Annotated in this window: 8 protein-coding genes and 2 tRNA genes; 3 read left to right on the top strand and 7 right to left on the bottom strand. The window is 75.8% G+C overall.

Annotated features, from left to right (window positions below; all coding sequences use genetic code 11):
• The first annotated feature begins 203 nt into the window (after positions 1-203).
• Entirely contained in the window at positions 204-962 is a 759-nt protein-coding gene (locus ACY0MR_RS23315; protein WP_361853031.1) for an IclR family transcriptional regulator, read from the top strand.
• A 119-nt stretch (positions 963-1,081) separates the two neighbouring features.
• A tRNA-Lys gene (locus ACY0MR_RS23310) sits at positions 1,082-1,155 on the top strand.
• Positions 1,156-1,256: 101 nt separating this feature from the next.
• On the opposite strand, the gene ACY0MR_RS23305 is transcribed toward ACY0MR_RS23310, so the two are convergent.
• The 7 genes from ACY0MR_RS23305 to ACY0MR_RS23275 form a co-directional block, all read right to left on the bottom strand.
• Complete coding sequence (locus tag ACY0MR_RS23305; protein WP_361860385.1) at positions 1,257-1,919, bottom strand: response regulator transcription factor; 663 nt, start codon at positions 1,917-1,919, stop codon at positions 1,257-1,259.
• Positions 1,850-3,034, bottom strand: coding sequence for a sensor histidine kinase (locus ACY0MR_RS23300; RefSeq protein WP_404082717.1), 1,185 nt, complete (start codon positions 3,032-3,034; stop codon positions 1,850-1,852). The genes ACY0MR_RS23305 and ACY0MR_RS23300 overlap by 70 nt, the downstream gene beginning before the upstream one ends.
• A gap of 185 nt (positions 3,035-3,219) precedes the next feature.
• Positions 3,220-4,815, bottom strand: coding sequence for a serine/threonine-protein kinase (locus ACY0MR_RS23295; RefSeq protein WP_392863626.1), 1,596 nt, complete (start codon positions 4,813-4,815; stop codon positions 3,220-3,222).
• Positions 4,816-4,995: 180 nt separating this feature from the next.
• Complete coding sequence (locus ACY0MR_RS23290) at positions 4,996-6,672, bottom strand: AMP-binding protein (RefSeq protein WP_392863627.1); 1,677 nt, start codon at positions 6,670-6,672, stop codon at positions 4,996-4,998.
• A gap of 92 nt (positions 6,673-6,764) precedes the next feature.
• Complete coding sequence (locus ACY0MR_RS23285) at positions 6,765-7,358, bottom strand: lytic polysaccharide monooxygenase auxiliary activity family 9 protein (protein ID WP_388798426.1); 594 nt, start codon at positions 7,356-7,358, stop codon at positions 6,765-6,767.
• Between the two features lie 128 nt (positions 7,359-7,486).
• A complete protein-coding gene (locus tag ACY0MR_RS23280; RefSeq protein ID WP_473555120.1) occupies positions 7,487-9,856 on the bottom strand; it encodes an SPFH domain-containing protein in 2,370 nt (789 codons plus the stop codon).
• Between the two features lie 607 nt (positions 9,857-10,463).
• The gene (locus ACY0MR_RS23275; protein WP_473555118.1) at positions 10,464-11,828 is read right to left on the bottom strand and encodes a peptidoglycan-binding protein; all 1,365 of its coding nucleotides are present in this window, start codon (positions 11,826-11,828) and stop codon (positions 10,464-10,466) included.
• Positions 11,829-12,012: 184 nt separating this feature from the next.
• Between ACY0MR_RS23275 and ACY0MR_RS23270 the strand changes: the two genes are divergently transcribed.
• Positions 12,013-12,086 (top strand) — tRNA-Lys (locus ACY0MR_RS23270).
• Positions 12,087-12,448: the final 362 nt, after the last annotated feature.

Below are 12,448 nucleotides of genomic sequence, written 5' to 3'. Positions count from 1 at the left end.
GAACGTACACGCGACCCCCCGTGCGCACCGCCCTGACCTGAGACTCTGCGAGGCACCCGTGACGGGGGCATATGCCAGCGGGAGGCACCCCAGTCCAGGGGCGGGACGCTCCGCATCATTCTCGCCAACAGCCGCCCCGCAAACGGCGCTTGGCGGCTATCGTGGTACGAAAGCTTGCGGTCACAACCTGGTAGGGGGAAACCGTGGCGCTGAAGCCCGAGCCCACCGCGCCGTTCCACTCGGTGCAATACGCCCTGCGCGTGCTCGAGACGATCTCACGGCACGGTGGCGGTGTGACGGACGTCCAGATCGCGCGCGAGTCCGGCCTGCCCGTCGCCCACCTGACCTCACTGCTCCTCATGCTCCGCCGCGAGGGGTACGTCGAGCAGGTCGCCGACGGCGCGTACGTGATCGGGGACTCCCTCGTCCTCCTCGGCTCCGGCCTGACCCGCCGCGAGGCGCTGGAGGCGAAGCTCCAGGAGACCCTGACCGAACTGCGCGACTCCGTCGGCGCCGCGGTCTACATCAGCCGGTACATCGACGGCGAGGTGAAGATCACCCAGTTCGCCGACGGCCCGCGCACGCCCAAGGTCAACGAGTGGGTCGACTTCCGCTCGGCCGCGCACGCCAGCGCGGTCGGCAAGTGCCTCCTCACCCAGCTCGACCAGAACGGACGCCGGGACCACCTGTCCCGGCACAAGATCGCCCGGCTCACCTCCCGGACGATCACCAGCGAGCGGCTGCTCTTCTCCAAGCTGGACAGCCAGCCGCCGACCGTCCCGGTGCTCGACCTCCAGGAGTACGCGGTGGGCACGGTCTGCGCGGCCGTGCCGCTGACGGCGGGCTCCGCCGTGGGCTGCCTCGCCCTCTCCCTGCCGATCGAGCACGCCCACCGGCTCCGCTCGGCGGCGGACACGCTGAACCGGCGCGCGGCGCCGGTGGTCATGGCACTGGCCATCTGACCGGTCCCGGCCCCGGGGAGAACCCGGCGGTCCGGGGCATTCGGGGGTCCTCGCGGCGCGGCCGCGCGGGGTGGTCGAGAGCACCCCGCGGGACCGGGTAGTATTTTCTCTGTCAGCAGGCGCCGCTAGCTCAGTTGGTTAGAGCAGCTGACTCTTAATCAGCGGGTCCGGGGTTCGAGTCCCTGGCGGCGCACCGACGGAAGAAGCCCCTCGCGGAAGCGGGGGGCTTCTTCGTGTCCGCGGCGAACCGGGGGCGGACCGGGCGGGCCCCCCGACGGGGCCCGCTCCGGTCCGCTACGCCCGCAGGTAGGTGAGGACCGCCAGGACGCGGCGGTGGGTGTCCTCCGCCGGCGGCAGGTCCAGCTTCGCCAGGATGTTGCCGATGTGCTTGCCGACGGCCGCCTCGGTCACGACCAGGCGGCGGGCGATCGCGCCGTTCGACCGGCCCTCGGCGACCAGCCCCAGGACCTCGCGCTCGCGCGGCGTCAGCGCCTCCAGCGGGTCCCGGTGCCGGCGAAGCAGCTGCCGGACGACCTCGGGGTCGACGACCGTCCCGCCGTCGGCGACCCGGACGAGCGCGTCCAGGAACTCCTCCACCTCCCCGACCCGGTCCTTGAGCAGGTAGCCGACGCCGGTGCCGTCGCCCGCGTCGAGGAGATCGGCGGCGTAGCTGCGCTGCACGTACTGGCTGAGGACGAGGACCGGCAGCGAGGGCCGCTCGGCGCGGAGCGCGACCGCGGCGCGCAGCCCCTCGTCCTGGAAGCCGGGCGGCATCCGGACGTCCGTCACCACGATGTCCGGCTCGTGGGCGGCGACCGCCTCGCGCAGGGCGTCGGCGTCGCCGACGGCGGCCACGACCTCGTGGCCGAAGCGGGCCAGCAGCCCGATCAGTCCCTCCCGGAGGAGGACGCCGTCCTCGGCGAGGACGACGCGGAGCGTGCGCTCGGCAGGGGGCATGGGATCTCCACTCGCAGGAGGGTCGGCCCGCCCGGCGGGCTCGTGATCGTCAGTGTGCCGTCGAGGACGGCGATCCGGTCGGCCAGCCCGGTGAGACCGGTGCCCCGGGCCGGGTCGGCGGCGCCGCGGCCGTCGTCCTCGACCTCGATACGGAGGACGCCGTCGGCATGCCGGGCGGTGATCCGGGCCCGGGCGGCGCCGCTGTGCCGGTCGATGTTGGCGAGGGCCTCGCAGCCCGCGAAGTAGCCGGCGCTCTCGACGGGCTCCGGCAGCCGGGGCAGCTCGACGTCCGTGGTGACCGGCACGGCCGAGCGGTCGGCGGCGTCGACGAGGGCCGGGCCGAGACCGTAGTCGGCGAGGACCTGCGGACGGATGCCGTGGATCAGCTCGCGGAGCTCCGTGAGGACGTGCCCGGCCTCCGCGTGGGCCTTCGCGAGCTGGCCGGCGAGCGGTCCGCCCGCCGGTGCGTCGAGGCGGGCCAGGCCGAGGGTCATCATGAGGGCCACCAGGCGCTGCTGGGCGCCGTCGTGCAGATCCCGCTCGATGCGGCGGCGCTCCGCCTCGAAGGCGTCGACGAGCCGGGCGCGCGAGGCGATGACCTCGCCGATCGCCCCCTGCGCCGCCGGGTCCCGGGGGGTGAGCAGGGCGCGGGCGAGGGCGGCGCGGGCTCCGGCGAAGGCGGCGAGCGGATGGGCGAGGACGACGAGGAGCACGGCGCCGAGGAGGGCGGCGGCGAAGGCCTCCGGGTAGGAGGTCACCAGGTACGCCTTGACGACCTTCGCCTCCTGTCCGTCGACGGCCAGCTGCACGGGGGCGCCGAGGAGGAGCGCGGGCAGGCCGACGCCCAGCGCGACGGCGAGGAGGTCGAGCGGCCACAGGACGGTGGCCAGGAGGAGCGCGTACCCGAGCTCGCGCCAGGTCGCCTGCTCCCCCGCGCGCAGCCGGAGCCAGGCCGCGAGGCCGGGGGCGGCCGGGACGCGGTGCGGGTCGGGCGCCGGGTCGAGGTCGACGAGGCGGAGGCGGCGGCGCTCGACGGCGCCGAGGGCGAGCCCGGAGAGGAGCAGCGGGGGCAGTCCGACGAGCAGGACGGAGAACAGCCCGAGCAGCGCGAACACCGCGCAGGCGGCGCCCCCGAGGAGCGCGCCGCTGACCAGGTAGGCGAGGGCGCGCCAGGGCCAGGGGCCGAGGAGGAACCGGCGGCGGGTGAGCGCCTGCCAGGGGGTGCGGGGGTCCGCGGGGGCCGCGCCCGGCGGCGGAGCCGGGGCGGCTGGTTCGTGCGCGGGGCGGTGAGCGGGGCCGTTCAGGGGGCCCGCCAGACCGTCAGGTCGCCGGTGAGGAAGTTGCTCCCGCTTCCCGGCAGGGCGGTCGACTTCACCTGGACGACGAAGAGGGCGATGTCGCCGGAGGGGTGCTCGATGCAGATCTCGCTGCCGGCCGCCGACCAGGACAGCGAGAGGTCGCGGGTCGGCTGGACGGCGAGGGTGGCGCGGCACTCGTCGAGGCCGGCCCCCGGCTTGCCCTGGCGCAGTTGCATCCGGCTGGCGCGGCTCTGCAGTGCGCAGAGCTCCTTCTCCGAGCAGACGAGGCGGACGTCCCCCGTGCGGTCCGTGCGCTCGATCGGCTCCTTGAGGCTCAGGGAGTTCTTCTCGGTCAGCATCTGGAAGGGGTAGGGGACGGGGCGCGGCGGTCCGGTCTCCGTCGCGGCGGGGCGCGACGCCCTGCCCCGCGTCCGTGCGCCGTCCTGCGCCGCGGCGGGGGCGGGCGCGGAGGACGAGAGGGTCGGTCCGGGCGGGGTCGTGGCCCCGGACCGCGCGAGGTCGCGGAACCGGTCCGCGGCTTCCACGACCGTCCACGCCAGGCCGCCCAGGAGGAGGGCGCCCGCCGTGACGGCGGCGGCCGTGAGGAGCGCGGTGCGGCGCTTCCGGGACCGCGGCTCGTTCCGGGCGGTCGGCCGCTCCCCCGGCCCCGGCCGGGGGGTCAGCGGGAGCGTGTGCACCGGGGTGGGGTCGGGGACCGGGCCCGGCACCGCGGGCTCCGGCCCCGTGACCTCACGCCAGACGGCCGGTGCCGTGGGCTCGTCCGCGTCCGCGCCGAGGCGCTGCCGGCACAGGTCGACGATCTCGGCCGGGGTGGCCCGCTCCTCGGGGGCGGCGGCCAGGCACCGGGCGATCAGCGGCCGGAGCGCCGGGGGCAGGCGGGTCAGGTCGGGCTCGGAGTGCACGATGCGGTACAGCACACCGACCGAGTTGCCGTCGCCGTACAGCGGTTCGCCCAGCGCCGCGAAGGCCGCCGTCTGCCCCAGCGCGAAGACGTCCGTGGCGGCCGTGACCTCGCCCGCGGCCGCCTGCTCGGGGGCCATGTACGAGGGGGTGCCGAGGGCGGTGCCGGTCTCGGTCTGCCGGGTGATGTCGGAACCGAGCGAGATGCCGAAGTCGATCACCCGTGGGCCGTCGGCGGCGAGCAGGACGTTCGACGGCTTGAGGTCGCGGTGCACGATGCCCTCGCCGTGGATGGCCTGCAGTGCCTCGGCGACGCCCGCCATCAGCCACAGGACGGCCGGCACGGGCAGCGGGCCGCGCCGGGCGACGGCCTCGGACAGGGAGGGGCCGGGCACGTACAGCGTCGCGAGCCAGGGCGGTACGCCGTCCGCGTCGGCGTCGATCACCTCGGCGGTGTACGCGCCGCGGACCCGCCGGGCCGCCGTGATCTCCCGGCGGAACCGGTGCCGGAAGGCCGGGGAGTCGGTCAGCTCCGGCCGGACGACCTTGAGGGCGACGGGCCGGCCGCCCGGGGTGTGGGCGAGGTAGACCCGGCCCATGCCGCCCGCGCCGAGACGGGCGGCCAGCCGGTACGCGGCCACCACGGGCGGGTCGTCCGCCTGGAGTGGCTTGAACACCTCGGTCGCCGCTTCCCTCTGCACTGATCCCCCCGGATCCCTCGATCGGCGACGGTGCGCCGGCCCATGGCAGCAGGTTAGGCGGGCGGGCGACCGGGCCCGCCGCCAGGGTTCGCGATCACGGGGGCGGGCGGTTCGACGGCAGGGGTGTGCGGGGGAGTTCGGCCGGGCCGGCCGGGTTCAGGGGCGCTGGTCCGGGGTCGGGGTGCGGCCGTGGCGCGCGTACGCGGCCCGCAGGGCGGCGGCGGCCTCGGGGGTCAGGGGTTCGTAGGGGGCGGCCGGGGCGGGACGCCACCAGACGGGGTCCGGGCAGAGGAAGGCGGCGCGGCGGAGGGCCACCCGGTGGATCTTGTTCGTGGCCGTGAGGGGCAGTTCGGGCATCACGCGGACGAAGCGCGGCGGCATCTTCGTGCCCAGGTCCTGCTGCGCCGCGAGGAACGCGGCGAACTCCGCGGGCACGAAGGCCTCCCCCGCGCGCAGTGCCAGGGCCGCCATCACCTGGTCCCCGGCCACCGGGTCCGGTATCGCGTAGACCGCGACCCCCGCGGCCCGTTCCCAGCGGGCCAGGATGTGCTCGATCATCCCGGCGGCCAGGTTCTCGCTGTCGACCCGCAGCCGGTCGTCCGTACGGCCCGCGAAGTAGAGGTAGCCCTCGGCGTCCCGGTAGAAGAGGTCGCCCGTCCAGTACCAGCCCTCGCGCAGTCGTGCCGCCTCGGCGTCCGGGTTGCGCCAGTAGCCCTCGAAGGTGCTGCGGCCCCGGTTGACGAGCTCTCCGACCGCCTCGGAGGCGTTGAGGAGGCGGCCCGTCGGGGAGAAGGCGGCCGGTTCGCACTCCCGGCCGGTCTCCGCGTCCACCACCACCAGGTCGTCGGCCGGTGCCGCCCGGCCCACCGCGCCCGGCGGCGTGTCCGGCGTCCGCTGGATCGACGCACCGCCCTCGGAGGAGCCGTACCCCTCCACGAGCGGCACCCCGAAGCGCTCCCGGAAGCGCGCCGCGTCGACCGCCCCGGCCTCGGTGCCGAAGCCGAGGCGGAGCCGGTGCGCACGGTCGTCGGGGGTGGGCGGGGTCGCCAGGAGGTACTGCACCGCCCGGCCGACGTAGGTGAAGTAGGTGGCTCCGAAGGCGCGTACGTCGGGCAGGAAGCGGGAGGCGGAGAAGCGGGCCCGCAGCGCCACCCCCGCTCCGGCGACCAGCGCCGGAGCCCAGTCCGCGATCACCGCGTTCCCGTGGAACATCGGCATGCAGACGTAGTGGACGTCGTCCGGGCCGACGGAGAAGTGGTCCGCCAGCGAGGCGCCGGCCGCCGCCAGCCGTCCCTGGCTGCAGAGCGCCGCCTTCGGGGCGCCCGTCGATCCTGAGGTGAAGGAGAGCAGGAACCGGGTGCCGGGGCGTACGGGACCGAGGCGCGCGTCGCCCGGCCGGGCCGACTCGTAGGGCGCGAGGAGTTCCCGGTACGCGTCGGTGTCCGTGACCAGGATCCGGACGCCGGGCAGCGGGAGGCCGTCGAGGAGCGGCAGACGGGCGCGCTGGGTGACCAGGACGCGGCACTCGGTGTGCCGGACGTCCCGGGCGAGTTCGGCGCCGCGCCGGGTGGGGTTGATGCCGGCGACGGCGGCCCCCGCGAGGGCCGCCGCGCTGAGCCAGAGCGGGTACTCCGGCGTGTTGTCGAGCAGGAGGCCGAGGTGCGGCTCGCCCCCCGGCCGGGGTGGCATCAGGTCCACGAGCAGAGCGGCCCGCGCGGCGGCGCCGGCGGCGACCTGGTGGTGGGTGAGGGTGTGGTGCTCGTCCCTCAGCCCGATCCGGTGGTCGCCCCACTGGCGCCGTACGAGTTCCGCGACGGTGTCCGCACCCCTCATGGGCCGGACTGTAACTGACGATCCATCAGAAATGAACGGTCAGGAACGGCTGCTCGGCGGCCGCGGGAAGCGGCCGCCGAACCGCCCGGACGTCAGAACTTGACGTCGGAGCACGCGTAGAACGCGTTCGCCGTGTCCGCGACCGTCCACACCGCCAGGATCAGGTGGCGGCCCGTCTTGCCCGCCGGGACGGTCCCGGAGTGCGAGAGGGTCGCCGGCGGCTGCTGGTTGTTGTAGGGGACGGTCAGGAACGGCTGGGGGTCGAGCGCGGCCCGGGTCAGCTTCTGACTCGGGTCCCAGCCGTTCTTGGTGATGTAGTACTTGAAGTCGGTGGTGCGGTGCCGGGCCGTGAACTGCCAGCGGAAGCTGTAGCTCTGCCCCGCCGTGAGCTGTGTCGCCGGCCACGCGCCGCCCCGGGGATCGTCGAGCTGGGCGAACTGCGAGAGCCCGGCGGAACAGATCTTCCCGTCGGCGGGACCGGCGGAGGGGAAGCCCTTGAGGCCCTCGACCGACTGCGGCTCCCACTGGATGTTGCCGCAGTTGGTCACGGTGCCGTTGGCGCAGAGCTTCTGGCGACTGATCGGCGCGTCGGTGTAGCCGTGACTGCCGGCACTACCGGTGGCGAACAGGGTGACGCCGGCGACGCCGAGCGCCACCACCGCCGCCCCGACTGAGTTTTTGCGCATGCTTCGCTCCAGGAGAACGTGGGGGAGTTCCGAAGGGCCGTGCGCGCACGCGTGCGGTGATACGTCGTACCGATTTTGGTCTGGACCAAGTACCAAGGTATGGACGGAAGTTGAACATGTCCATCCCTTCACGCCCCCTCTACAGGACCCGTCCGTCCCGTGTAGAAGGCGACCGTCAGGTCCTTGACCAGCGCCTTGCGCTCGTAGTCGTCGAGCTCCACCAGACCACGACTGGTCAGCCGGTGGACCACGTCGTCCACCGCGTCCACCACCGAGGTGAGCACGCTGTCCCGGTGCTTCGCGTCGATCGCCGCGATCCGGCGCCGCCGCATCGCGGCCGCCACGTCCGGCGCGTACTCGATCCGCGTCGGCTGCGCCGAGAACACGTCCACGCCGACCGGGGCGCACTCCGCCGACAGCATCCGGGTCAGCGCCTCGCCGACGGCCTCCGCGTCCCGGAGCGTGGGGGCGTCCTCGTGGAAGGCGTCGGCCGGGAGCTGCGACAGCACCCGGGCCATGGCCGCCTCCACCTGCTCGCGCAGGTAGTCCTCGTGTCCGTCGACACCGAGCGCCGCGCGGACGGTGTCCCGCACCCGCCAGACCACGAGCACCGTCACGTCGAGCGCGGTGCCCTTGGCGTCCACCGCGGACAGCGGCTCGCTCCGCCAGTGCCGGAGCCGTACGTCGACGCGGCGGCGCAGCAGGAGCGGGCTCACCCAGACCAGTCCGGTACGGCGGACGGTGCCGCGGTAGTCGCCGAACAGGGTCAGCACCCAGGCGTAGCCGACCCGGCCCCGGCCGAGCCCGCCGAGCGCGAACAGGGCGAGGACGACACCGAGGGCGAGGAGCGCCCACTGGCCGAGGTGGATGCCGTGGTACGGGCGTTCCGGCAGCCGCAGCATCCGGGCCGCCTCGCCGGGGACGGCCCCGGCCCACCACACGACCGCCGCGCATCCGGCGAGCGCGAGCGCGCCGCCGGCCACGCCGACCCAGCCGGGCAGCGCGGGCCCGGGGCGCTCGACGAGCGCGGGGTCCGCGGTGGGGGCGGGCCGAGTGGCGGAGGAGGAGGCGGACGGTGCGGTGACGGCGGCGGGGATGTCGGTGGCCTTCGCCTTGCGCCGGGCCTTCGCCCAGGGCGCCGTGCGGTCCCCGGGTCGCGCGTCCGGCGTCTTGAGGTGGGCCCGCGACGCGTCGTCCGCCGGGGACCCGGACTTCGTCCCGGACGCGTTCCGGCTCGCGGGCCCCGCACCGGCCCCCGTGAGGGGATGCTCCGGTGCCTGGGTCTTCGACGGACCCGGGATGGCGGGGTTCCTGCCCGTCGAGGGCAGGGTGGGCGGGGCCATGGCCACCGTGTCGGGACCGCCGTCGTCCGCGCCGGCCCCGAAGGGCGCGGCGCGTCCCGGCTCGTCGCGGAAGAGGAGGTGCACCGGGATGGAGCCGGTGGTCTCGGCCCCGATCACGTTCCGCCGCCGCGCGACCCGGACGACGGCGGCGGTGGGCACGGCGACGGCCCGGACCCCGACCCCCGCGATCCGCCCGAAGTCGGGGGTGGCGGGGCGGTCGGCGGGGGCGGGAGCGGGGGCGGAGGGGGTGGATGTCGTGGCGGGGGTCGGCGCGGCGGAGGTGGCCGACGTGGCGGGGGTCGGCGCGACGGAGGTGGCCGACGTGGCGGGGACCGGAGCGACGCCTCCGGCTCGTACGGAGATGGTGGCCTTCAGCGGGGAGTCGGCGGTGGGCCGGGCGGTCCCGCCCGCGGCGGAGGAGCCGGTGCTCCCGCCGGCGGCGGAGGCCGAGGTGCCGGGGTAGGCGGGCGGGACCGGCTGGACACGGGTGATCACCGGGGCGGCGCCCGCGGTGGTGTCCGCCGGGCCGCGGGCGCCGGGGGCGGGGGTGGCCCCGGTGGTCGGCCGGGCGGTCGCGCGGGTGGTCGACGGGGTGGTCGGCTGCCCCGGATGCGGGTCGGCCGCCGCCGTCGCGCGGCCCGGTGCCGCGTCGGCGCGTCCTGCCGGGGCGTCCGTCCGCGCCGCCGCGTCGGCCGCGGCGCCGCCGCGGGCACCCGGCTCGGGCCATACGGGGACCCTGCGCCGTACCGGCTCCGGCGCCCCGACCGCCGGGGAGGGCGGCGGCGCCTGCACGTCGGGGGTCGTCGGAGCGGGAGCCGGACCGCCGGACGCGGCGGACGGGGAGTCCGGAGCGGCGACGGTGGGCGCGGAGGCCGAGGCGGAGGCCGCGGACGGCGCTCGGGTGGGGGCCTGGGTGAGTTCCGACCTCGGTGCGGCACCTGGCGGGGGCTGGGTGGAGACCTGCGGGGAGGCCGAACGCGGCGCGGCACCCGGCGGGGGCGAGGCGGGAGCGCCCGTGGAGGGCGAGCCGGGGGCGGCGCTCGACGTCGGTACGGGGGCGGCGCCCGGGGACTGCGCGGCGGCGCCGGCCGGGGTGGGCGCGGAAACGCCGGGCGCGGGCGCCCGGGTCGGGTCCACCGCGGGAGCCCCCGGCACGGGCCCACCCGCCGGGGTCCCGCTCTCCACGGTCCCGCCTGCTGCCGCACCGTCAGGTGCCGTACGGGGAGGGCTCGTACGGTCAGGGGTCGTCGTACGTTCAGGGGTCGTACGTTCAGGAGTCCCGAGGTCGGCGGCCGCGCGGTCCGCGGCCTCACGGTCGAGCGTCGCGCGGTCGGCGGCCTCGTCCTCGGACGGCTCGCGGCCGGCGCCCTGGCGCTCCGGGGCCGGACGCTCCGAGGCCGGTGTGGCGGGTGCGTCGGCCGCGGACGCGCCCGTCACCGGCGCCCCCGCGGCCGGTCGGCTCTCCCCCGGACCGCTCTCCGCCGGTCGGCGCTCGCCCACCGCGCCCTCCCCCGGCGCGCGCTCCCCCGGACCGCTCTCGCCCGGCTCGGCCCCGCCCGCCGGGTCCGCCGATGCGGGGGACGGCGTCCCCCGCCGGATCGGCGGGGTGCCCGGGGGTGCGCCCTGGGGAGGGGACGTCCGCGGGAGCGTGCCGTCCGTCAGGCGGCGGGCCGTGCGGGCCGCGTCACGTGAGGCCGCCGCGCCGGAATCCGCGGGGTTCGGGGTCGATGCCGTCATTCGGGTCCACCTCATGCTCTCGGGGTCATCGGAACAAGCGCCGCCAGGTCTCCGGGCCCGGGTAGCCGTCGGCCGCCGCGCCGCGCCAGCCCTGCGCCCGCTGGAACGCCTCGACGTTGCGGCGGTCCGCCTCCGTCCAGCGCGGACCGGGTCCCGACAGGTAGTGCTTGCCGAAGCCCCGCTTCACCAGTTGTTTGCCCAGCTTCTCCACATATGCGTTGGATTGGCCCGGACGGAAGGCGCCACGCCCGGGAAACGCCGTCGCATTCGCGCTCGACCCGCTCGAACCACTCGAACCGCCGATGCTCCGGCCCTTGCCGGTCACGAGGAGCTTCCACGTCTCGGGGCCGGGCAGACCGTCGGCCTCCTTGCCCTTCCAGCCCTGGGCCAGCTGGAACGCCTGGGTCGCGCGCCGGTCGGCCTCGCCCCACTTCGGGCCGGGGCCCTGGCGGTAGTACGCCTTCCCGCCGCGGTCGACGAGGAGCCGGCCGAGCTGGGTGACGTACGCGTTGTCGGCACCGGGACCGAACATGGCCGCGCCGGGGTACGGCGTGACCGCGGGGGCCGGGCCCCCGGCGCTGCCGGAGCCGGCGCTGACGACGGCCTTGTAGCGGTAGGCCACGTACCGGTCGGAGTTCGCCCAGTACGCCATGGGCGTCTGCTGCCTCCGCGTCTGCGGCCTGGTCTGCTCGTAGGCGACGTAGGACGTGTGCGTGTAGTCGCTCCAGCCGCCGAAGATCGTGACGTGCGAGCCGCGGGTCGGGTTCGCCGGGTTGTGGAAGAGCAGGATGTCGCCGGGCTGGAGCTCGGTGCGGTCGATGCGGTCGGCGAAGCGGTCGAGGCTGCCGGTCCACTCGTTGCTGCGGAGGTTCCAGGCCATCGAGATGTAGCCGGAGCAGTCCTGGCGGTAACCGTCGGACCAGTACTTCTCCATGGAGTAGGGGACCTGGGCGGCCACCCACAGCTTGGCCCGGTTGATGATGTCGGCGCGGCTCGTCGTCCGGAGCGTGCCGGGGGCGACCTGACCGGTCGTCGGATTGATGCCCGGAACGGCCTGGCCGCCGGGGCCGGGCGCGCCGTGCAGGGGCTCGCGGCCGCCCTGCGGGGTGTCGGGCTGGGGGAGGGCGGCCCGGACGGACGCGTGCGTCGACTCCGCCGGCTCGATCGGCGCCGCGGGCCGCGGGAGGGCGGTCGCCGTGGCGGCCCCGCCGCCGCCGAGCGCGACGCCCGCGGCCGTCACCAGGACCAGGGCGCGGCGCGCGCCGTGCGCGGACGGGTGGCCGCCCACCCGGACCGGCAGGCCGAGCGCGAGGTCGCGCCGCTGCCGGGCGCACCCCGGGCAGCCGCAGTCCGCCGCGGGCTCGAACTCCACGAAGACCGGCACGCTCATGCGAATCCCCTCCACACTCGTCAAGATCTTTCGACCCTTGGATATGGGCGTCAGTGTCTCAACTGTCTGGACAAATCGCATTTTGACGGATCGAAGGCCTCATACGACCATCCGACAGGCCGGTGGTGACCGTAATTGGTCAGGAGCACACCCGGACGTCGGGTAGAGTTCTCTCTGTCAGCAAGCGCCGCTAGCTCAGTTGGTTAGAGCAGCTGACTCTTAATCAGCGGGTCCGGGGTTCGAGTCCCTGGCGGCGCACGCAGAGTCAAGACCCCCTCACCGATGGTGAGGGGGTCTTGCTCGTTTCGGAGGCGTCCGCGGGGCGGGGCGGTCGTGAGCCAGGTGACACGGCAGGGCTCTGGGCCGGGCGGGGCGGGGCCCTTACAGTGGCCGGAACCTCGACCTCCCGCGGCGGCACCGGACCCCTCCCGCGTCCGCGAGCCCCACGGTGGAGGACCGACCCGGCCGGCGGCCGACGCGGGACGCGGCGCCGCCGGCCGGAGTCCGGTCGACGCGGCCGTCACCTCGGCGGGGCCGTCACCGCGACGCGGCCGTCACCTCGACGCAGCCGTCGCCTCGACGCGAATGCGCCCGAAAGCGCCGCCGCCCGGCCTCGCGGG

This window comes from Streptomyces sp. JN8, from assembly GCF_055808075.1.
The sequence above is the reverse complement of the archived record's forward strand: the minus strand, read 5'-3'. Positions and strand labels throughout refer to the sequence as shown.